Source organism: Clostridium estertheticum, assembly GCF_026650985.1.
GTDB classification, from domain to species: domain Bacteria; phylum Bacillota; class Clostridia; order Clostridiales; family Clostridiaceae; genus Clostridium_AD; species Clostridium_AD estertheticum_C.
Genome location: NZ_CP086239.1, coordinates 4,853,819 through 4,876,532, shown reverse-complemented (window position 1 = coordinate 4,876,532; position 22,714 = coordinate 4,853,819). Strand labels below are relative to the sequence as shown.

The 22,714-nt window shown below is 30.9% G+C and carries 14 protein-coding genes; 6 read left to right on the top strand and 8 right to left on the bottom strand.

Annotation, left to right across the window (positions count from 1 at the left end):
- Positions 1–30: 30 nt before the first annotated feature.
- On the top strand, positions 31–2,358 hold the full coding sequence (locus LL038_RS23345; RefSeq protein ID WP_268055943.1) for a YhgE/Pip domain-containing protein: 2,328 nt from the start codon (positions 31–33) through the stop codon (positions 2,356–2,358).
- Positions 2,359–2,408: 50 nt separating this feature from the next.
- On the top strand, positions 2,409–4,595 hold the full coding sequence (locus LL038_RS23340; protein WP_216122790.1) for a YhgE/Pip domain-containing protein: 2,187 nt from the start codon (positions 2,409–2,411) through the stop codon (positions 4,593–4,595).
- Between the two features lie 79 nt (positions 4,596–4,674).
- Here the strand turns inward: LL038_RS23340 and LL038_RS23335 are convergent, their stop codons facing one another.
- The 3 genes from LL038_RS23335 to spo0A form a co-directional block, all read right to left on the bottom strand.
- Complete coding sequence (locus LL038_RS23335) at positions 4,675–7,338, bottom strand: Ig-like domain-containing protein (RefSeq protein WP_216122789.1); 2,664 nt, start codon at positions 7,336–7,338, stop codon at positions 4,675–4,677.
- 301 nt (positions 7,339–7,639) lie between these two features.
- Positions 7,640–8,257 carry an SLAP domain-containing protein gene (locus tag LL038_RS23330; protein WP_216122788.1) on the bottom strand — a complete coding sequence of 206 codons (618 nt, stop codon included), beginning with the start codon at positions 8,255–8,257 and terminating at the stop codon, positions 7,640–7,642.
- 81 nt (positions 8,258–8,338) lie between these two features.
- On the bottom strand, positions 8,339–9,154 hold the full coding sequence (spo0A, locus tag LL038_RS23325) for a sporulation transcription factor Spo0A (protein ID WP_216122787.1): 816 nt from the start codon (positions 9,152–9,154) through the stop codon (positions 8,339–8,341).
- A 249-nt stretch (positions 9,155–9,403) separates the two neighbouring features.
- On the opposite strand from spo0A, the gene LL038_RS23320 reads away from it, so the two are divergent.
- The gene (locus LL038_RS23320) at positions 9,404–9,820 is read left to right on the top strand and encodes a hypothetical protein (RefSeq protein ID WP_216122786.1); all 417 of its coding nucleotides are present in this window, start codon (positions 9,404–9,406) and stop codon (positions 9,818–9,820) included.
- Between the two features lie 38 nt (positions 9,821–9,858).
- On the opposite strand, the gene LL038_RS23315 is transcribed toward LL038_RS23320, so the two are convergent.
- Entirely contained in the window at positions 9,859–11,055 is a 1,197-nt protein-coding gene (locus tag LL038_RS23315) for a hypothetical protein (RefSeq protein ID WP_216122785.1), read from the bottom strand.
- Positions 11,056–11,273: 218 nt separating this feature from the next.
- Here LL038_RS23315 and LL038_RS23310 point away from each other — a divergent pair, with 218 nt between their 5' ends.
- A complete protein-coding gene (locus tag LL038_RS23310) occupies positions 11,274–12,794 on the top strand; it encodes a hypothetical protein (RefSeq protein WP_216122784.1) in 1,521 nt (506 codons plus the stop codon).
- Positions 12,795–12,851: 57 nt separating this feature from the next.
- Here LL038_RS23310 and LL038_RS23305 read toward each other — a convergent pair whose 3' ends face one another.
- A complete protein-coding gene (locus LL038_RS23305) occupies positions 12,852–14,564 on the bottom strand; it encodes a methyl-accepting chemotaxis protein (protein WP_216122783.1) in 1,713 nt (570 codons plus the stop codon).
- Positions 14,565–14,911: 347 nt separating this feature from the next.
- On the opposite strand from LL038_RS23305, the gene LL038_RS23300 reads away from it, so the two are divergent.
- On the top strand, positions 14,912–15,910 hold the full coding sequence (locus LL038_RS23300) for a right-handed parallel beta-helix repeat-containing protein (protein WP_216122782.1): 999 nt from the start codon (positions 14,912–14,914) through the stop codon (positions 15,908–15,910).
- A 110-nt stretch (positions 15,911–16,020) separates the two neighbouring features.
- On the opposite strand, the gene LL038_RS23295 is transcribed toward LL038_RS23300, so the two are convergent.
- The 3 genes from LL038_RS23295 to pelA all read right to left on the bottom strand — a co-directional run bounded on the left by LL038_RS23295 (position 16,021) and on the right by pelA (position 21,187).
- A complete protein-coding gene (locus tag LL038_RS23295; protein ID WP_216122781.1) occupies positions 16,021–19,005 on the bottom strand; it encodes a hypothetical protein in 2,985 nt (994 codons plus the stop codon).
- 324 nt (positions 19,006–19,329) lie between these two features.
- Entirely contained in the window at positions 19,330–19,956 is a 627-nt protein-coding gene (locus LL038_RS23290) for a hypothetical protein (protein WP_216122780.1), read from the bottom strand.
- 268 nt (positions 19,957–20,224) lie between these two features.
- Complete coding sequence (gene pelA / locus LL038_RS23285; protein WP_216122779.1) at positions 20,225–21,187, bottom strand: pectate lyase; 963 nt, start codon at positions 21,185–21,187, stop codon at positions 20,225–20,227.
- 429 nt (positions 21,188–21,616) lie between these two features.
- Between pelA and LL038_RS23280 the strand changes: the two genes are divergently transcribed.
- Positions 21,617–22,597 carry a fused DSP-PTPase phosphatase/NAD kinase-like protein gene (locus tag LL038_RS23280; RefSeq protein ID WP_216122778.1) on the top strand — a complete coding sequence of 327 codons (981 nt, stop codon included), beginning with the start codon at positions 21,617–21,619 and terminating at the stop codon, positions 22,595–22,597.
- The last annotated feature ends 117 nt before the right edge of the window (positions 22,598–22,714 follow it).

Sequence of the window (22,714 nt, the reverse complement as noted above, 5' to 3'; positions counted from 1 at the left end):
TAAAAAAAATATATAAGGTTGTGAATATTTATGAAGAATATTTTGAGAAGTTGTAAAACATATATAAAAAGTGCTTCGAATAGCTCTAGAATATATATAAAAAAGGTTTTTATATATCATAAAAACCATATGAAAAAGGTATTTATAAATTGTGCTGTACATATGAAAAAGATTTTGAAAGGTTATAAAATAAATAATAAAAATGTCTCTAGAATTTATAAGAGAGATATTAAAAATATACTAACAAACCGTGCAACATTAATTATGATGATAGGACTAATTTTAGTACCCCCACTTTATGCCTGGTTTAATATTAGGGCTGGTTGGGATCCATATTTAAATACTAAAGGAATTTCGGTTGCAATTGTTAATCTTGATAAAGGCTCTGAATTAAGAAATGTTAAAGTTAATATTGGCGATAATGTTGTAAAAAGTCTAAAAACCAATCAATCTATTGGTTGGACCTTTGTAAGTGAAAGCGAGGCTAAACAAGGTATTAAATATGGTAAATACTATGCCAGCTTAACTATGCCAAAAGATTTTTCAAAGGATCTTCTTTCTGTTGCAACTAGTGACACTCCAACAAAAGCGAAACTAATTTATACTGTTAATGAAAAAAGAAATGCTATAGCTCCAAAACTCACGAAGAAAGGTGCAACTGCTCTACAGTCAGAAATCACAAAAAACTTCATTGAAACATCTAGTGGAACAATTCTTTCCTTCCTCACTCAAATTGGAGTTGAGCTAGAAAATAATAAACCACAACTTAAAAGTCTTGCTGATATGATGATTAGCCTAGATGATAAGATGCCTAAAATTAAAAAATCCATGGATAATGCTTATGGACAATCTGTACTACTTCAAAAATATATGCTTAATGTTAAGAATAATCTTCCTGTTATGACAAATGGAATTGGAGATGCTTTGACCATTGCTAAGACAAGCAATGGCTACATAGAAAAGTCAAAAGATTCACTCAAAGCTGCCTCTCCAATTATTCAGAAAGATCTTTCCACAATAAAGGGTATATCGGATACTGCTTCATCTTCTTTAGCTGAACTTAATGACTTAAGACCATCAAATAATGCTGTTATTAAAGAGGCTTTAGTTAAGACTCGGGACAAATATGGTGACGCAATACAGACTATCGATAATGTATTAAGTCTAAATAGGTCACTTAATAATTTTCTAAACAGTACCACTATTGATACTTTAATTTCTAATCTTTCAAGTGCTCGAGATGATATGACAACCCAGCAAATCAATGTTAATTCTATGATTAACACCGTCGACCGTGGCAATCAGGTTGTAACTAGTGATATAAATACTGCAAAGAAAGCTGCTGATAAATCTTCTAATTCAATAAGTAATATAATGGATGAATTTAAAACTACAATTGATCCAAAAATCGATAATGCTATGAAAAATACAAAAGAATTATCAACTAATACAGTTAATATGCTACAGAATATACAAAACGATATGCCCCTAATTAATAGCACACTTGGGCAAACCAATAGTCAAATAAACTCAAGCATAAAAAGTTTAAATACAGTAAAGAATAATTTTCCTAAAGCTCAAGAATATCTGCATACAAACACAGAAAAATTAAGAGGTCTTACTGATGATAAAAAACTTAATGAAATTATAAACATGTTAAAAAAAGATGGTGCAAAGGAAAGTGATTTCTTATCAAACCCCGTGGCAATAAAACAAAACAGCATATATCCAATACCTAATTATGGTTCAGCTATGTCCCCATTTTATACTACACTTGCTATTTGGGTAGGTGCGCTTCTAATGCACTCCTTATTATCAGTTGAGGTTAAAAAATTTGAAGATGGTGCGCCTTTAAGCACAAGGGAAAAATTTTTGGGAAGATATTTTACCTTTTTAACTATTGCAATTTTGCAAACTTTAGTAACAATAGTCGGTAACATCCTTTTACTAAAAACTTATGTTGTATCGCCTATTATACTTATACTATTTGGCATTTATGTAAGCATAGTATTTCTTACGATTATCTATTCATTCGTATGTATTTTAGGAAATATAGGTAAAGCTTTGATTGTTGTAGTGATGGTACTACAAATTTCTGCCTCAGGAGGAACGTTTCCAGTAGAATTATTGGGTAGTTTCTTTCAATTTATACACCCTATGCTTCCATTTACTTATGCTATAGGGGGAATGAGGGAAACAGTAGCAGGAATTATACCCTCAGTGTTAATTAGTCATGTGTTAACACTATCCAAATATTTAGTTGTCTGTTTCATTCTTGCATTTGTATTACAAGAAAGAATGAATAAAATAAATTCGATATTTATAAAAGAATTTAATAAAAGTGGTTTAGCTGAATAAATGCTTTAGCTGAGTAATAGTAAAATATATATGTAAGGTTGTGGCTGTTTATGAAGAAAATTTTTAAAGGTCCTAGAATAAATATGAAAAATGTTTTAAAAATTTACAAAAGAGATATAAAAAGTATACTCTGCAGTTATGTAACACTAATTATAATAGTTGGGATATCTTGCTTACCAGCACTCTATGCATGGTTTAATATTCAAGCAGGTTGGGACCCATATTCAAAGACCAAAGGGCTTTTAGTTGCTGTTGTTAATTTGGATACTGGATCAAAACTAAAGGATACTAAAGTTAATATTGGGAATGATTTGGTAAAAAAATTGAAAACTAATGAATCTATTGGTTGGACCTTTGTAAATGAGAGTGAGGCTACGGAAGGTGTAAAATATGGTAAATATTATGCCAGTTTTGTTATCCCTAAGGATTTTTCAAAGGATTTCCTTTCTATTACATCTTATACTGATCCAATCAAAGCAAAATTAATTTATACTGTAAATGAAAAAGAGAATGCTGTAGCTCCAAAAATTACAGGCAGTGGCGCAACTTCCCTGCAAGAACAAATAACCCAAACCTTTATTGAGACAGCTAGTGAAACACTATTTACTTATCTTAACCAAGTTGGAGTCGATCTTGCAAAAGACAAACCAAAACTTGAAAGTCTTATTGATATGGTTATTAGTGCAGATGATAATATGCCTGAAATCGGAAGTTCCATAGATAATGTTTACACAGAAGCTTTAATGTTTCAAAAACTTATGAAAAATGTTAGGGGCGATATTCCTACTATATCTGGTGCCATAGACAATACTCTAGATCTTACTAAAACAAGCGATAAATATGCGCAAAAAGGAAAAAATTCACTACAAACTGTATCTCCGATTATGAAGGCAGACCTTGCCCTTATAAAAAACAAAGCAGATGATGCTGAATCCTCATTAACTGACTTTCAAGACTCAAAATCATCAAATAATAGTGCTTTAATTAAAGCTCGTGATAAATATACAGATGGTATACAAAAAATTGATAACGTACTCGCTCTAAATAAATCAATAAATAATTCCCTAAACAGTAGTGTTATTGGAACTTTCATTAATCGTCTCACAAGTGTTAAAAATGAGATGACAAAGCAGAAGGCCGATGTTAATTCTATGATTGATACCGTAGATCATGGTAATGCAGTCCTAACTAGTGATATAACCTCTGCGGTGCAGGGCGCTAACAAAGCTTCAGGATTAATCAATAATACAATGAATCTTTTCGATAGGGAAACCAGTGACGTAATTGATGATGCGATGAACAATGCAAGTGGTTTATCAACTGGTGCAACAAGTATGTTACAAAATATGCAAGGCAATATGCCTCTCATTACTAGTATGCTCGATCAAACCAATACTCAGTTTGACGCAGGCATAGATGGTTTAAAGGAAATAAAGGATAAGTTCCCAAGCCTTCAAAAAGATGTACATGCAAATGCACAAAAGTTAAAAAAACTTACTGATGATGAAAAAATTAATGAACTTATAAAAATATTAAAAAGAGATGGTAAAAAGGAAAGTGACTTCTTAGCAAACCCAATAGAACTCGTACAAAATAGAGTCTATCCAATTCCTAATTATGGTTCGGCTATGACCCCATTTTACACTATACTTGCTATTTGGGTAGGTGCATTTATATTAGTTTCAATATTGTCAGTTCATATTAAAGATTTTAAGGATGGCACACTTTTAACTACAAAAGAAAAATTTCTGGGAAGATATTTTACATTTGTAAGTATTGGAATTCTTCAAGCTTTAATAACTATAGCTGGTAATTTATTTATTCTAAAAACTTATGCAGTTTCCCCTATAATACTCACACTATTTGGAGTATATGTTAGTATTGTGTTCACTACCATTATCTATACATTTGTATCTGTTTTAGGCAATGGAGGTAAGGCTCTCACTATGATAGCATTGGTACTACAAGTTTCCGGATCTGGAGGAACATTTCCAATAGAATTATTGGGTGATTTCTTTCAATATATAAATCCTATGATGCCATTTACTTATGCCATAGGTGGAATGAGGGAAGCAACGGCAGGGATTATACCCGAGGTGTTAGTTAAGAATATGTTAATATTAGCTATATATTTTATTATTTTTTTACTTCTTGGACTTTTCTTAAAAGAAAAAATTAATAAAAAGACTGCTGGTTTTGTAAAGCAGTTCCATAAAAGTGGTCTAACAGGTGAATAACCTATTGCGAGTATCACAACAAAAAATATATGAACCAGATAAACAATATTTATCTGGTTCATATATTTTTTGAGTTTTTTTATTTTACTTCTGGTATTTCAACTTCTATAGTATATAAATTCCCTTTGTAAAAGCCTGTTATTGTTGTTTTTCCAGGTTTTACTGCTGTTACAAGGCCAGTATTTGTACCTACTTTAGCTATCTCAGAATTGCTAGATGTCCAAGTTGTATCGGTTGTTACATCTATATCTTTATTTCCATATTGATCTACACCGAGTAATGTAATCTGTCCTGTCGTTTCATTAACAACATTTCCCTTTTCATCTCTGCCAATTATTAATTGTGTTCCTGCTAAATCTTTATTTTCATCAACAGTATCTTTAATTACTACTGTTGAAGGAGTAACTACCGCAGCATCATCAGAGAATGTTAGATTTATCGAATCTGTTTTTCCATTAGCTGTAAGAACACTTATTGTTATAATTGTATCACTACCAATACCCGTTGCAGCAGTATTCACACCCGCCTTTGCTTTAACATTTATTACTGAGCCCTCTGTAGTTACAGTAACTAATTTAGAATCATAAATTACGTGAAGAGCACCTGTCGGCACATCAATATCTCCACCATTTACTTTATAAGTTAATGCTACCGATTGATCCAAAACATCATTATTAGCATCATTATATACTTTGTATTTGTTTTCATTAAATGCTATTGAATTTATATTTGTATTATCGCCAATGCTTATACTTGCAGTTGCTGTTATAGCAGGCTCAGTTAATGATTTCACAACTATTGTATCAATTCCTAATGCCTCGCCAAAATATATTATATACATTTTTTTAGCTCTATCATCATAAGAAACTGTTGCAGTAGTTTTTGATCCATATAATACCTTTACCATAGTAGGATCAGTGATAGCTTTTCCATATTGGTCAAGCATAACTATTTCTTTTTTAACACTAGCTCCTGGGATTATTGAAATTTTAGTATCTGCAAGTGTTATAGATTTTACTTTACTCTTTGCTCTTACAGTTACGTCTAATGTATCTTTAATAACGTCCGTAGAACTTATTGCTTTATTTCCAACTTTTATCGTGAGTATTGTGTCTGCTTCTAAACTATTAACTGATGTAGCATTTGGAGCGAACTTTACAGCTATACCCTCAGCATCTTCTTTTGTAGCATCTATAATAACTCCTATTGAATCATGTTTATAATACACAATACTTGCAAACCCATTGAAACTTGTGCCTGCTTTATTTTTAATCTCAATAGTCCATCCCGAAGTATCTGGAATTATTTCATCCCACTTATTGTCAACTACACCTATAACCCTATAAGCAGGAGTCATCTCATTCGCTATTATACTATTGTCTGTTATATTATTTCCAAGTTCAATACCTGCGAGTGATGTAACTTCTGAAATAGCTAATACATCCTTACTTGCAACTGTACCATTAACTATTAGCCTTATTATGTAATTTCCAGCTTCTTTTGCATTAAATCTTAATGATTTAACTGGCCTCGTAGTTGATGATTTTCCATCTATATCCAGCTTTTCAACTGTTAAGCTATTATCTAATACTCCATTTCTATAAACTAAAGCCGTAACATTATTACCATTTTCGTCTATAACCTCATTGTGAGCATTTCTTATAACTAAATTTGTTGTCGTCTTTGTATTAACTTTAAGTTTTGGTAATGTTATAGAATCAATAGTTGTTGCAATTCCATTTACTGTAGTTGTCACATCAAATTTTGTTGCCTTTATAGTGCCTTCTGCTTCAAAGGTCGCTCCTACATATGGAGTAACTTCATATATTCCCTCTTTTGTCGATTTAGCGCTTATTATTATATCATTTTTATCAGCATCGCTACCTCCACGAAGACTTGCTGTAACTGTTACATCACTAGCAACTGTACCACTTGTTTTAGGATTTATATTAAATTTAATCATATCAGTTGTTAATATAGCACCATCATTTTGTGTTATTTTATTATAATTAATATCTTCCTTATTAAACTCAGTAACAGGTTTTTCAGAGGTTAAATTAAGTTGTGATAGTTTAGCTTTTGCTACCACAAAATTAGAGATTACTTCCGATATTAATTTTGCGCTTGAAGTGGTAACATCTTTATCAAATTTATCAAGTTTTATTACTATGACATCATTTTCAACTAAATCTTTGTCTAATGTTATTTTTGCCATATTATTATCTGTTGTTAATTTCACCTGCGTATCACTTAAAGGTATTCCATTTATTGTTGCCGTTACCTTATATGAATCATCTGTTTTTATATCATATGCTTCACCATACTGATCTACTGCTGTTAAGTATATAACCTTTGATGTATTAGTAATTGAATTTGTAATACTTGTAAATGTTTTTAGGTATGAAGTTTCCTTAATAGCTGTTACGCTAGCATCTGCAGCATCAAATTTAGTTTCACCCTTAGTATTTTTATAAACTACAGCAGGTATTAGTCCCGCCGAAGTGGTTTCTCCCGTAACATTATTTATCCAATTTCCATTAAAATCTTTAACATAAATTGCTCCACCTGCGATTATTGGACTCGTGATTTCAGGAGCATTAATTGAGTCATTAGCATAAGCTAAATCAAAAGCCTTATCCCCTATTACAACTGTTCCATTGTCCATTGCTGCAAAAGCCGTAAAAGATGTTGATCCAGCTATTATTAATGCAGCAAGTGCTGAACTTGTAATTTTCTTATTCATATATTTATGCCTCCGTTTATTTACATTTATCTTTTGATATTATTTTATAATTTTTATGCTTTACTTTTATACTTGTTTACACTTATATAACGCTTGTCCTGACAGTATAGTTGCATATTTTTCAAATATTTTTGTAAAAGTTCGGTGCCACCCACAGTGCCACCCACATGGCAAGTGGCAAAAGGAACAAGCTCTAGCATATAGATATTATCCACAGCGGTTTCCTATATAATAAAAAAAGAAGATGTTTGGAATAAACTCATTCCAAACATCTTCTTTGTAAATATTAATTTATATCATTTTATACCATTTCAAAGGTAATAGTCCAAGTTGTTAAATCTGGTAATTGTTCACTAAGACGTTCTTTTTCTATTAGTACTTCACATATACCTATTTTAGAGACACTTATTGTTTTATTTATATCGACAAGGTCAGCTATTAACACATTATTATTTGCATCTTTTATCTTTAATGGAAACTTATTTATTTCAGTTTCATTATTACTTCCATTGTACATTAGTAATATTACTTTTAAATCATAATTATCAGTTTTTTCAACGCTAAAAGGGAACATCCTTGAATATTTATTATTTTTAACAATTTTATTTTCAGAAAACTCCAATATTTTAGTAAGCTCTAATTTAGATAAATTCTCTGGGATTTTCTCAAATCCATCCTCTATTAATTTATCACTTAAAATTTCTTTTGAACTCTTAACTGCTTTTTTCTCTAATTTTTCATCTGTTTTATTTTCTTTAGCAACATTTAGTATTTCGCCATTCGGTAAAACCTTATAAATAAAATTATTAGATAAATTTTGCTCAGCTAAATCCTCAGTAGTTATAGTAACTATCCCACTTAATTTATCACTTATAACAATAAAATCAGTCCCAACTTTTTGTATATCAATATTACTCATATATTTTCCATCCCTTTGCAACAGTATTTTATATTTTTAAATAAACTTTTTATATTTATTATTGTATCATAAAATAAGCAACTACTCTATATTATGTATTCTTAACTTATCAGCAACCATGGCTACAAATTCAGAATTACTAGGCTTGCCTTTTTTATTACAGATTGTATAACCAAAAATTTTATTAATCTTCTCTTCTTTAAGCCCGCTCCATGCAATGTCTAATGCATGTCTCATTGATCTTTCCACCCTACTCGCTGTAGTACTAAATTTCTTTCCTATTGATGGGTACAATTCTTTTGTTACTAATGATAAAAGCCCTGTGTCATTAATCACCATAAATATTGCTTCTCTTATATACATATACCCTTTTAAATTACTAGGTATTCCAATCTGATGGATAATTCTAGTTATTTCATTCATCATATCAGCATTGGTAGATTCATTTTCATAAGTTTCACTCTGAGTATTATCAGAATAAGTAGATGTTCGTACTGCACTAACACTGTTGATAGTGTTATTTAACATCTGTCTTATTCTTCGAGCAAGTACTTCCATATCAAAAGGTTTTACAACATAATAATCTGCCCCGAGAGTTATGGCTCTTTGAGTTATTTTATCATTTCCAACTGCTGACAAAACTATTATATAAGGCTTTGAATTCATATTCATTCTACTTAATCTCTCTAAAACGTCAAGTCCATCAAGATTAGGCATAATTATATCAAGCACTAATAAATCAGGTTTTTTTTCGTAAACAAGCTCTATTGCCTTTATTCCATCTCCTGCAATGCCAATAACATTAATATCATCCTCATTCGATAGATATTCATTAAGAAGATTACAAAATTCTTTGTTGTCATCTGCAATGACTATGTTTATCTCTTGATTTACCATTTTTTTAATCCCCTTTATATATCAGTCACAAAGTATACTAATATATTAATTCGACAAAAAAGTACAATTTCCTCTTTTTTTCAAGCAAAAAAATTTAAAATACTTGAATTATTGACAATATTTTTACTACTATTTACTTTTAAACTACAATATTTATATACTATTGCTTTTACGACGTAGATACTTGACATTACCATTAATTGCTTTAAAATGTACATTGAGGCTAATTTTTTAAGGAGGTGATTTTTCATGAAAAAGTTTCTCTACATTACAATGGTGTTAGTTATATCCCTATCTTTCGTTGCATGTGGTAGTAAAACAACTGCAGATGCAAGTAAGACTAGTATAGCTACCTCTACTACTCCTGCTAAAACTAAAATAACATATACTAAGGATTTAGCATATCTCCCAACATACACTGGAGTACAATCAGCTAAATACACTGCTAAAACAAAAAAAGCACTTGATACTTCTACATATACCTTAAAAAATACAACAGATGTAAAGGTATTTAATGATTATCAAGCTATCTTAAAACAAGATGGTTGGACTATCACTGAAGCAAAAAAATCATATAGTGTAAATGCTAAAAAAGGTACACACATGGCAATTATTTTGATTCAAAAAACGGCCAAAGATGTGATACTAACAATTATGTCAAAATAGCATAATAATTTTTAGGATAGTGATCTCACTATCCTTTTTTACATTCCAAAAATCTGTCTTAACACAGAAAGATTGTCCGAATCAACATTGCTAGCTAATGTATACTTAAATTTATTCTTACTTTGCGAATCTAGGCTACTGTAAATAGATTTAACTGAGGCTTGATCTGCGCTAGAATTATAAGATGAATTTGATGCCATCTCGCTCATAGTTGATTGCATTATTGATATCATCTGCTTTTCTTTTGAAGTCTCTACATTAGAATATGCACTACCTAAATCGTCCCGTGCCTTTATTAATGAAGCACTTTTAGTAGCATCCTGCTCCTGAGATATTTTTTGTTTTTCCGCTGCAATCTTTTGTGCATTTTCAGCAGCAGCTCTAATTTTCTCTAATTCTTTCTTTTTATCATTGTCTGTTATTTTACTAATGGCTCCATCAATCTTATTAATGCTATCACTTATAATTTGTTTCTTTTCATCTATTGATTTACCCTTAGCCTTATCTATAATATCTTGAATCTCTTTTAATTTTGCTTTTTCTGCTTCTCCACTCATAAGCTTTGCAGCATTTTGTATTTTCTGTTTTAATATATCTAGTTGCTTATCAATCTCTACCCCACTCATTTTAGTAATTTCTTCAAATGACTTTTTTATACTCTGCTTGGGAGCCGCTGCGAGTATTTTATTATCTTTAATTTTAAGACTACTTATTTTAAAAGGAAACATACTTGGATTAATTTTTATTAAATTACCCTCAACATAAAGGTTTTTATTATTAAGCTTTATTATTTGAGATAAAACAATTTTTTTAGGTAATTTAAGCTTTCCAATTTTAAAATTATCGACATCATATGTAATTGTACCATTTAAGACACTTACTTTTCCCTTTGATGAAAATAATAGATTAAGATTCTTGTATTTTATAGGAGCATTTATTAAAAGCTCATCATTTAAAATTTCTACATTAACTCCATTAAGAATAATATTTCCTTTGGTTATAGGCTTTGCAAAATATAAATTGCTTAACTCATCCATATTTTTTTGAGTTAATTCGAATTCTCCACCTGTTATCTGCACCTTTGCAAGCTTTCCTATAACCTCCGTTGTAGCCGTTTTTCTAATTGTAATTCCACCGTTATACAATATCATGTATGCAAAAACTGCTAGTATACCCACTAAAATAATAAGTACCCCTATCAATTTGTTCCTCTTAGATCCCTTAGTTCTAGTCATATTATCTCCCTCCTTTTGTTATAATTCCCAATTACCATTGTACAAAATATAAATAATACAGTCAATAAATATTCTATAAATGATTTTGCAGTAAAATAAAATTGTCGTTTTTTATATTTAATGGTAATATATTATATGTTACATTATATATATCTATGTTTAAACATTTACATAGTTTTTATAAAATAAACATGACATTTTTTCAAAAGGAGCATTTTATGATTACAAAAGTTAAGTTTGGAGAATGTCTTCAACTGCTACTTTCTTCATTAGATATGAGCAATAATCGATTATCTAAAGGAATTAACGTTGACAGTTCTCTAATAAGTCGTTGGCTTCATGAGCAAAGAATTCCTTCGTATCATGGAAATTACATAGAAAGTATAACAAACTTTCTTTCTGAAAATATTTTAAATTCTATTCAAGAAGAACGTTTAAATGATGTTCTTAACATAGTTTGTGGGCATGCCTACGTAAAAATACCCATTAAAGGTAAACTAATGAAGGCTCTTTTAGAATCTCAAGGTCGTTCTTTGGAGGGTAAAAGAATAAGAACTAATAAAAAAATTGATTTATCAAATAAAGATAATAATAATATCATTATTGGTCGTAAAAATGTTTTAGCATCTATATTAACTTTAATTGAAACAGCTGGAAAAGAAAAATGTAAAAACAATAATGTAATCTACCTATCCTCTGACAACAATCTAGATCTAATAAAAATTCAGGAAGATTTTATAGGATGGAAAGAGGCTATTTTAAAGGCGTTGATAAATGGTTGGACTGTAAAATTTCTATTCAAATTAAACCAAAATACTAAGGAAATAATGAACCTTATACTTTTAGCTATTCCCTTATTAGAAACAGGTCGATTCCTACTCTATTACTATAAAACTTATGATGTAGCTTCTCAGGGTAGAGAAGTCGCTATTATTCCTGGCAAAGGTGCTCTTAGCTGTTTTTCAACAAGTCTAAATTCTGAAATAGATTGCGCATTTTATACCAACAATCAAGTCGGAATTGATATTTTATGCAAAAATTTTAATATAATTCTTTTACCTTTATCTAAATCATTAATGGAATATTATGATTTAGATGAAAGTCTAGCATACAATAACTCATTAGATGAAAGTGATAATACCTCTGGAAACCAATTTTTGTTTAAAAATAACCTTAGCTTATCACTTATTCCCAATGTATTACTAAAGAAACTATTAGAGAAACTGAGCTTTACTAATGATCAGCTAATAAAAATATTAGAACTACACCAACGTAGAGTAAACTCTTTTTTGTTAAATATAAAACAGCATGAATATTTAGACATATACCTCCTAAGCTCTATGCAAAATATAATTAAAAACAAGGAACTCTCTTTTTACTCCTTTAACGTAGTTAATACAATTAATTTTGATATTGAAGATATAATTATACTTATACAAAATATACTTAATTTATTAAAAACCTATGACAACTATAAATTTTCTTTTGTTAATGAAACTCTTTATAAAAACAAAGGGAATACCGTTTCTTCTTTTATTATCAAAGAAAGACATAGCGTTCATATTGAATCTTCAAAACACGCCATAGTAATTCAAGAGCCCATGGTCGTTAATGCTTTTGAAGGATATTTCAAAGAAATTTGGGAACAAATCTCGCCTATAGATAAAGATAAAAAAGAAGTTATAAAATGGCTTCAGCATCAAGTAGATACTTTTAAAAAACAACTCATCAAGAAATAAACATTTTAAAACCCCATTTAACTCATATTTGAATTAAACAGGGTTTTAATTAATATTCTACAATTTAAACTTTTGAACCATATTGTTTAATTTCTCTGCAAGTATCGCTTGATCTTGAGAAGCCTTTGTTATTTCCGCAATTGCCATAACAGACTCATCAACACTTGCGAGTATTTCCTCTGAACTTGCAACTGATTCCTCAGCTGTAGCTGATACAGTTTCAATCGCCTTTTTAATTCCTAATACAGTTTTATTTACTACATTCATTGAGTCTCCAATACTCGTCGATAGCTCATTAAATACTATGGCATCATTACCGTATTGCTTACCTGTATCTACAAACATTTCATAATCAGGTGTAACTTTACTATCAATAAAGCTCAACACATCCTGAGCATTGTTAGAAATATTATGGAATGCTTGCTCCACTTTTAAAGTTACCTCTTGAATCCTTTGAACTATAGCTGATGACGCTTCAGCTAATTTTTTAACCTCATCTGCAACTACTGTAAAGCCCTTACCATCTTCTCCTGCTCTCGCTGCTTCAATAGCTGCATTAAGTGCAAGAAGATTTGTCTGGCTTGCTATATTTCCTATTTCATCTGCCATTATCTTAACTTCACCAACAACCTTGCCTTCTTCAATTGCTTTTAGTATATTTGCTTGTTTATCCAAATATAATTTATTTGCTATACTGAAGTTATTCTCAGCATCTTCTTTAACCTGTTTTGCCTTTACTTCTATATCGCTTGCAATCCTATTTCCATTACGGGTTCTTTTAGTGACATCAGCCACATTTTCTGCGATACTTTCTGTAGTTGCATTTACTTCCTCTGTTGTTGCACTTAACTGCTCGGCTCCTAATGATACTTGTCTTACAGATTCATTCACAAGCTCCATTTTTGCTGATATTTCCTGTGTTGTAGCCGATAGCTCTTCACTGGTAGCATTAATATCAGTGGCACTTCCTGATATTTCTCCGATTAATGTTTTCAAGTTTGTTATAGCTTTATTTAAAGATTTTGCTAAAATACCAACCTCATCATTAGTATTGAGATCAACAGTTTTTGATAAATCATTTTCGCCAAGAGCCTGGGCAACTATTAAAACCTTCTTTAGATGCCTTGAAATTGAAATAGAAATAATTAAACCCAGTGCAATAGCCACAAATAATCCTATAACAATTATTACTATAGTTTTAGTTAAAGTTTTACCAAATGATACTTGACTAGCTTCATAGTCAACTTTTGCTGTATCCATATTTAATTTTAGTATTTTGTCTAGAACTGTAACCACGTCAATCCTACTCTTGGTAACCCCTGTAAAAAGTTCATTTACTTTATCATAATTACCTTCCTCAGCTTGTTTAACTACATCCTCTCTGGCTACGCGATAGACTACAAGTGATTTTTGAAGTTCTGTTAATTGTTCTTTATCTAACTCAGTAGTTATACTTTTCTTGTACTCTTCAATAAGTGCATCATCTTTAGTTTGTAACATTGCAATATCATCTTTGTTTTTCTGTAAATCACTTTTATTTTTAGGATTAGCAATTAACAATATATCTATTTTAATCTCTAATAAATTTGATTTAATGTTAGTAGTATCCTTAACACCTATCAGATCCGAATTATACATATTAGTAATATCTTTATTCATTTTTTCCGCATTATTCATTCCAATAAACCCAATAATAAACATAAACAATGATACTATAATAAAAGCTGACAGTAGTTTTTGGATAATTTTCAAATTTTTAATAAATTTCATTAATACTCACTCCTAAATTTTTTTCTTTGGTTTTTCTCATTAACAATATTTATATTATATGTCCATTATATTAGAAATTGTATATTTTTTGTAAAAGTTGCATGACATTTGTCATGCCAATTTTGTAGATCATATGCCTAAATATCTTCAAATGCGACAGTATAAAGCTTAAAAAAAGTTTTATGGGGAAAATTCAAAAAAACGTTTACACTAATATAAAAGTATGATAATATAATATTTGTTAGCACATTACATATGATGAAAATAATAAATAAAAAATTCAATATTGTTATATATGCAAACAATTTACATATATGAAAACAAAAAAATATACAGGGGGTTATTTAATGCAAAGACTTAAAAATTTATGTATGGTAGCAGCACTAGGAGCAATTGTTATGGGAGGATGTTTATTACAGAGTACATCAGCCTCTGCTGCTAGTATTATCAATGTTAAAGCTGGGGGAACTACACTATCAAGTGCCTTAGCTTCAGCTAAATCCGGAGATACGATTGCAATCTCAGGAACAGTAACTTCAGGCTCAGTAGTTGTACCAGCAGGCGTAACAATATCAGGAAAAGCCGGAGCTGGGAAAATAAATTTTTCTTCAACTACTGGAAGTAGTAGGGGCTTAACAATTAACACTAGTGGATCTACAATTACTGACTTGGAACTTTATGGCGCCGCAGATAATGGAATATATATGGAAGGATCAAGTAATAAACTAACAAACTTAAAGGTTCATGGTAACCATGATGCCGGTGTACAATTATCAAATGGAGCAGCTAATAATACTTTAACCAACGTTAACTCCTATAGTAATGCAGATAAAACAGGAGAAAACGCTGATGGATTTGCAATTAAATTACATTCAGGTGCCGGAAATACATTAACAGACTGTACCGCTGAAGGAAATTCAGATGATGGATATGATTTATATGCTGCTCATGGAGCTGTAACATTTACAAGATGTAAAGCTATAAACAATGGTAACTGCGGTGGAATAAAAGGTGACGGTAATGGATTTAAAGTTGGCGGAGTAGACAACAAAACTACAGGAGTAGCAGCACATTTAGACCCATTAAAACATATACTTATTGATTGCACAGCAACAGGAAATACAGGCAGTGGATTTGATAGAAACAATCAAAATGGTGTTGTTACAATGACTGGTTGTATTGGTCAAAGTAATGGTATAAAGAATTTTAATTTCCCACTTACAGGTACACCATCAGCTTTAGGATATAAAGTTACATTTGGTAAAGCCATAATGACGAAATGTACATCTATAAATGGTACAAATGATATTACAGGAGCTACATTAAGTGGTTGCATAGGCTTCTAAATATTACACATATTCACTTTAGTTATCACACAAGCTTTTGAACATGCTACTTGCCACGTGGGTGGCACTAATAAATAAAGATGCAACCAAAATGGTTGCATCTTTATTTATTAGTTTACTGCTGGCACTTCAACTTCTACAGTATATAAATTTCCTTTGTAGAAACCTGTTACCGTTGTTTTACCAGGTTTTACTGCTGTTACAACACCAGTCTTCACACCTACTGTAGCAATTTCCTCATTAGCGCAAGCCCAAGTTGCATCAGTTGTTACATCTACATCTTTGTTTCCATATTGATCGATACCTACTAAAGTAATTTGTTTTACTGTATCTTTAGTAACATTTCCATTTACATCTTTACCGATTATAAGTTGTGTCCCATCTAAATCTTTATTTTCATCAACACTGTCTTTAATCTTTACTGTTGATTTAGTAGCTACAGATGCATCATCCGAGAATGTTAAATCTATTGAAGATGTTTTTCCATTAGGTGTAAGAAGACTTATCGTTATAACAGCATCATTATCACCAATACCCGTTGTAGCATCATTAACTTTTGCTTTAACGTATATTATTGAACCACTTTTAGTTACAGTGACTAACTTAGAATCAGCAATTACACTAATTGCACTTGCAGGAACCTCTATTTCTCCATCATTTACTTTGTAAGTTAATGCTACTGTTTGGTCCTTAGTATCATCAGCTGCATTATATACTTTGTAATTATATGCATCAAATGCTATTGATTTTATATTTGTGTTATCACCAATAGTCAAGTTTGCAGTTGCTTTAATAGTAGCATCAGCTACAGATTTTACAACTATTGTATCTGTTCCAGTTGTCTTACCAGTATATGTTATATACATTTTTTTAGCAGTTTCATCATAAGAAACTACTGCAGTAGCTTTTGATCCATCAACTACCGTAACCATAGCTGGATTTGTTATAACTTTCCCATATTGATCAAGTATAACTATTTCTTTTTTAACAGTAGCCCCAGGAATCACCGAGATATTAGTATCTGAGAGTGTTATAGCTTTCACTGCACTCTTAGCTTTTACAGTTACATTTAATGTATCTTTAATTACAGTTGTTTCAGTTATTGCTTTATTTCCAAGACTCACTATTAGTGTTGTGTCTGTTGTCAAAGTTTTAACTGCAGTTGAACTTGGATCAAATTTCACAGCTATCCCCTCTGCATTAGCTGTTGTAGAATTAACAATAACCCCTTTTGCATCATGTTTGTAATAAACAATACTTGCAAAACTAGAATCAATAACATTTGCTCCATTTTTAGTTGAAATAGTCCAAGCTGCAATGTCAGGAGTTATTTCATCACCTTTATTGTCTTTCACACTTATAATTCTGTAAACAGGATCCGTAGCACCTGCTATTATAGTATTATCTACAATATTATTACCAAGTTCAATAGAATTAATAGTCGTAACTTCTGCATTCACTGCTAAATCATAAGTTGCAACAGCATCCTTAACACTTATTCTTACTGTATAACTTCCTGCCTCACTTGCATTAAATCTTAATGATTTAACTGGCAATGTTGTAGCTACTTGTCCATCTTTATCTAATTTTTCCACATTAATATTGTTTGATAATACTCCAGCCTTGTAAACTGATGCAGTAACATTATCACCACTTACGTCTATAATTTCGTTATGCATATTTCTTATAACCACATTTGCTGCAAGTTTTGTATTAACTTTAAGTGTTGGTATTATTATTGGATCAATAATTGTTGCAACTCCATTTACAGTTGTTGTAACATCAAATTTTGTTGCCTTTACAGCGTTCTCTGCATCAAATGACGTTCCTACATATGGAGTAACTTCGTATGTACCAGCTTTTGTAGTTTTAGCACTGATTACTATATCATTTTTGTCAGTTCCGCTTCCACCCCTAAGTGATGCTATAGGTGTTATGTCAGTAGCAAGTGTGCCACTTGTTTTAGCATTTATATTGAATTTAACCATATCTGGTGTTAAAACAGCACCATCATTTTGAGTTATTTTATTATACTTAATGTCTTGGTTATTGAATGAAGTCACTGGGTTTTCCGAAGTTAATTTAATTGTTGTAAGTTTAGTTACTCCTACCTCAACCGTATAAGTAGACTTATTACCATTTAAAATATTATAAGCAGTTATAGTTATTGTACCTGCTTTTATAGCTTTAAAATTAACTGTATTTCCAGTTTTATCTAATGTTAATTTACCACTATTTAATTCTGAAGTACTATCAAGTAAATCTCCACCCTTATCAACTATCCATCTTAATTTGTTAACTGATAAATCTGCTGGATTATTGTATTGATCTCTCACATCAGCTTTTAATGTAACTGCTGCATCTCCTATGGAAACAATATCTGCTGATGCACTTACAGCTATTATTGATTGAGGCGCTACTGCTAAATCCTTTGCTACTGTATAACTAGTACTTTTTGAAGACAATACTTTAGCAGTAGTGGAAGTTGCAGTTCTATCAAACTTTTGGAGCATTATAACTACAATATCATTTTCAGCTATTTTTTTGTTTATTGTTATTTTTGCCATATTATTAATAGTATCTAATGTTGTTTCGCTCTGGCTTAAAGGCATTCCATTCACTGTAGCTGTTATTTTATATGTAGAATCTGTTACTATATCAAAAGCTTCTCCATATTGATCAACTGCTGTTAAATAAACAACATTAGATGAATTTGTGATTGCATTTGTTATGTTTGTAAATGTTTTTGGATAAGGTGTTTCCTTAATAGCTGGTAAACTTGTATCTGCAGCATCAAAATTTACTGTTCCAGTAGCATTCTTATAAACTACAGACGGTATAATACTTGCCTCAATCACTAACCCTGTAACATTATCTCTCCAGTCGCCGTCAAAATCTTTAACATATACTGCTCCACCTGATGTTACTGCATTAGCGATTTCGTCAGAATTGCTAACATCATTAGCATAAGCTAAATCAAAAGCTTTGTTTCCTATGACAACGGTGCCGTTGTCCATTGCTGCAAAAGCAGTGAAAGATGTCGATCCTGCTATCATTAAAGCAGCAAGAGCTGAACTTGTAATTTTCTTATTCATATATTTATGCCTCCATTAATTTAGGTTTAGTTTTTAAATATAATCTTCCTTAATCACCATTGATTAAAGTCCATTTTATGTTTTACGTTATACACTTATATAACGCTTGTCCTAACCGTATAGTTGCATATTTTCAGAATGTTTTTGTGATTTCTTTACAAAGTCCCCATTGTGTTTAAAAAATAATAGTCTAAAAACATCTGACTGTAAGGCAATAGTTATGATATCTATCTACCATAACTTTAGTAAACGAAAAAAGCCATTGCTTTTATAGGCAATGGCTTTTTTACTAATAAACCCTAAAATATATAGTAACTTTATTTTTTATCTATTATACCACATTACATTATCTGTTAGTGTTTGCCATCCTCTGCAAGCCCAGTGATCCCAGCCTCTACGACCATCGTTTCTAAAGAAAGATCCCTTAGGTTGGTTTTTATCGAAAACCCAAACTCCGTATGTAGTTCCATCAAATTGGTAACCAGCATACATTTTCACACCAGAAATTTTATATTTATAGTTTTGTGATAAGTCCATAACCACTACATTGTATCTACCACCAGCTGCATAGAATGTTGTTTCCATTAAATTTTTGCAAAAAGCAGCTCTTTGTCCATTAAAGTTGTTCCTGCTTATTGCTGCTGCTATCTTATTAGCAATTCCTAATACATCAACATTTACATTAAAATTTACACCAGGAGCCCAAGCCTTGCTCTCTGTAAGTAAATCACCTACACTAGTATCGTACTTTTCAGCATCATTATCGTTAGCAATACTAGTTTCAATCCCATTTGAAATTGTATTACTAATAGTACTAGTAGTAGTAGTAGTAGTAGTAGTAGTACTATTAGTAGTGCTAGCTGCATAAGCAGCAACTGGTGTAATTAGAGTACCTGCAATCATTCCTAAAGATAAACATACAGTAACAACTTTCATTTTAATTTTTTTCATTTTAAATCCTCCTTCGTTAATTGTGATAGGGTAACCACTATATTTTAAATCCTTAAGGGTTGTCCCTTCGTTAATATCATCTTATAAAAAAATACAATAAAACACAATAGAAAAAGCATGAACAGTCCATTTTCGGTCATAAAAGACATTTAAACCCTAAATGTGATAAAATAGTCACTATTTATGTTTTGTCAGCTGCCCTTGCTTTACATGCAAAAGAGCTCATGCTATCTCTAGCACAAGCTCTTTTTAAATATTATTGAATTGATTAGTTCGCAAGACTTGAGGGCCAAGCACCATACCAGCTGTAGCCTATCCTTCTTTCCTTTTCAATATCAGCAAGGTTATACTTTACTTCTCCCAAACGATTAGCAAAGATTGCCTTGTTAGTTCCTAATTCGTAAAAACGAGCCCATATAGTTGGTGCACTAGAATCATGTACAACCGTTACGTCTCCGTTTGCTTTTACTACATTGATTCCAGTAATCTTAACTTCTTTAAACCAATTCTGTGCAGCTGTTATGGAAGCTGTTATTGCTGTAGTCGCATTTCTAGTCTTTAAAAACTTTACAATCGATACACTTTCCTTAGAGCAAAGCGAAGAAAGTTCATATGCTCTTGCATATGTTGGTTTTAAAGTCGTTTTGTCATGTTGCTGACCCCAAGCCTGTAACGTTGTTCCACTCTTATACTGAGAATTCAATAAGCAATTTACACCCTTTGTAACTGCTGTTTTACATTTATCAGCCAAAATATTGTCTATAAATGAAAAGTCGCCTGTTTTCTTTGAGACTTCATCTAAACAAATCATTACGTTAATCATTGCATCGTCATTATACGTAATTGCTTGATGATAACCCGAACCACCATAAATCTGTGGCCATCCACCATTAGCATACTGCATAGTTAACAAAAAATTGATTCCTTTTATGCAAGCAGCTTTATAATTACTCTTGCTTGTATCATCTTTATACGCTTTTGCCAATCTTCTTATTTCTGTATAAGTAGCTTTGTTGTCAATGGTTGATTTTCCCCAGTCTCCGCTAGTTTCAGTATAATATTTTCTCCACCCTCCATCAGCTAGCTGGTTGCTCACAATCTCTTGTATACTTGCTGTAGTACCAGTGGCATCACCAATAGCGAAAACCTTAGATGACATCATCACTGTTCCCAAAACACTCAGCATAAAAACTAATACTAAAGACACACAACTTTTTTTTGTTATTAACATACTTTAATCTCCTTCCTACCTTCATATAGTAGAATTTTTTATAGCTTATCTGAATATTATTTATGAAAAGATTTAAAATTTTCATATGTAAAGGTTACCATGTAGAATTATACATGTCAATCCATTTTATATATTTGTATACATATAATAAATATATTGTAAAACCATTAAAATGAATTTTTAATCTAACGTAACCATTCATTCCTACTACTCAGCCTTGGATTTGAAGTGGTGACATAGCAACACCAATTCACCTATTTTGAATGATTTTTATTTTCATATTTTGCTTTTTATGGTAATATTCTATATTATAATTAACTATATGTAAATGAGTAAGAACACATCATCACGAGATTAAGCTTTCTTATTGGGTAGCGCCAAACTTTTTCGTGCAAAACACATTCTAATACAAAAATGGAGTTGTTGATAATGAACAAAAACTTAAAATCTTTATTAATGATAACAGTTATTACAGGATTATTAGTAGGATCATATTGTTTACAATCAGGAACATTTAATAATATTGCTTTAGACTCTACTAAGACTCAAGTTTCACAAAATAATACCCATATAAAGTTAGTAATAGATAAAGATAATCAAAACGTATTACCTAAAAACTTCAGAATGTCAAGTGATCCAATTAGCAAACAATCAGCTGCTAATGTTAATTTAAAAGGATTATCAAACTTGAACGAATCAGGTAGTGGTTCTCTTAGTGAGAGGGGTCTCAAAATGATAAAAGACAAATTTAAAGCTAATAAAAAAATCAAAAATATCATAGATGTAGATTTAAGGCAAGAAGCTCATGGTTTTGTTGAAGGAATGTCTATAAGTTGGTTTGGTAAAAAAGACCAAGCTAATATAAATAAAAAAAACTATGATATTATAAAAGATGAAATAGATAAATTAGAAAAAATCAAAAAAGATAAATATGTTGCCTTTGATAAACTTAAAGAGGGTAAGTCCGTTAACACGATTCCTGAAATTGTAAACCCTAAAAAAGTTCAGACAGAAAGAGAATTAGTCGAATCTCAAAAAATACACTATTTAAGACTTACTATATCCGACCACTTAAAACCTAAAGATGATCAAGTAGATTTGTTTGTAAAAGAGACACAAAAAATATCTACTAATGATACTTGGCTTCATTTTCACTGTAGAGGTGGGGTAGGAAGAACTACTACTTTTATGGCTATGTATGATATGATGAATAATGCAAAACAAGTAAGTTTTGAAGATATAATTCAGCGTCAAGTATTGATAGGAGGGTCTGATATATTAAGGAAAGATGCTGAAGGGAACAAAACTGGAGATGAAAATAGAGCTGACTTTTTAAAACAATTCTATCAATATAGTAAACAAAATAATGATAACTTTAAAACATCTTGGAGTGACTGGTGCCATAAATAAAAAATCGCAACCATTTTATATAGCAATCGAACAAAAGAAACCCTTTTGTTTATTATCAAAATAAACTCAGGATAATCTTCAATACCTTTAATATATATATAGCTACACATGCCACTT

Coding starts and splice junctions, on each gene's coding strand:
- LL038_RS23330 (WP_216122788.1), bottom strand. CDS start 8,257: ATGAGTAATATTGATATACAAAAAGTTGGGACTGATTTTATTGTTATA.
- LL038_RS23295 (WP_216122781.1), bottom strand. CDS start 19,005: ATGAATAAGAAAATTACAAGTTCAGCTCTTGCTGCTTTAATGATAGCA.
- LL038_RS23305 (WP_216122783.1), bottom strand. CDS start 14,564: ATGAAATTTATTAAAAATTTGAAAATTATCCAAAAACTACTGTCAGCT.
- LL038_RS23280 (WP_216122778.1), top strand. CDS start 21,617: ATGAACAAAAACTTAAAATCTTTATTAATGATAACAGTTATTACAGGA.
- LL038_RS23310 (WP_216122784.1), top strand. CDS start 11,274: ATGATTACAAAAGTTAAGTTTGGAGAATGTCTTCAACTGCTACTTTCT.
- LL038_RS23345 (WP_268055943.1), top strand. CDS start 31: ATGAAGAATATTTTGAGAAGTTGTAAAACATATATAAAAAGTGCTTCG.
- pelA (WP_216122779.1), bottom strand. CDS start 21,187: ATGTTAATAACAAAAAAAAGTTGTGTGTCTTTAGTATTAGTTTTTATG.
- LL038_RS23320 (WP_216122786.1), top strand. CDS start 9,404: ATGAAAAAGTTTCTCTACATTACAATGGTGTTAGTTATATCCCTATCT.
- LL038_RS23340 (WP_216122790.1), top strand. CDS start 2,409: ATGAAGAAAATTTTTAAAGGTCCTAGAATAAATATGAAAAATGTTTTA.
- LL038_RS23300 (WP_216122782.1), top strand. CDS start 14,912: ATGCAAAGACTTAAAAATTTATGTATGGTAGCAGCACTAGGAGCAATT.
- LL038_RS23335 (WP_216122789.1), bottom strand. CDS start 7,338: ATGAATAAGAAAATTACAAGTTCAGCACTTGCTGCATTAATAATAGCT.
- spo0A (WP_216122787.1), bottom strand. CDS start 9,154: ATGGTAAATCAAGAGATAAACATAGTCATTGCAGATGACAACAAAGAA.
- LL038_RS23315 (WP_216122785.1), bottom strand. CDS start 11,055: ATGACTAGAACTAAGGGATCTAAGAGGAACAAATTGATAGGGGTACTT.
- LL038_RS23290 (WP_216122780.1), bottom strand. CDS start 19,956: ATGAAAAAAATTAAAATGAAAGTTGTTACTGTATGTTTATCTTTAGGA.